The organism is Streptomyces hilarionis, assembly GCF_024539675.1.
Lineage (GTDB): Bacteria > Actinomycetota > Actinomycetes > Streptomycetales > Streptomycetaceae > Streptomyces > Streptomyces hilarionis.
In genome coordinates, this window is sequence record NZ_JAHHIT010000507.1 from 1 (window position 1) to 387 (window position 387).

1 protein-coding gene is annotated in these 387 nt (G+C 50.6%); it reads left to right on the forward strand.

What is annotated here, in order from left to right; translation table 11 throughout:
• Positions 1 to 12: 12 nt before the first annotated feature.
• Positions 13 to 387 (forward strand): phage portal protein (locus tag KMS84_RS44080; protein WP_256921430.1); only part of this gene is annotated, 375 nt, incomplete at its 3' end.

Consider the following 387-nt stretch of genomic DNA (forward strand, 5'->3'; position numbering starts at 1 on the left):
GTCTGGTCGTGCGTGAAAATCCTTTCCGAGTCGCTTAGCGGACTTCCGCTGAAGCTCTACGAAGATGGTAGCGAAGGTCGAAAGCAGGTCGTAAAAAATGATGGGGCGTTGAAGTTACTCCAAAAACCAAACCCCTACATGACTATGCTGAACTTCCTCAAGTTCGTCGTGGTGAACATGGCGCTTCGCGGCAACGCGTTCGCACTGATCGAGCGAAATCGAAACGGTGATCCCATCGGCTTTGTTCCCTTGGACTGCAACACCGTCACCATCGACACCGATGACGAGCTGATTTACTGGATTACGCCAAAAGACGGAGATCGTTTTCCTGTTTCCCCTGAATTCATGTTGCATTTCAAGCTTTTTAGCCTTGATGGGGTCGTGGGC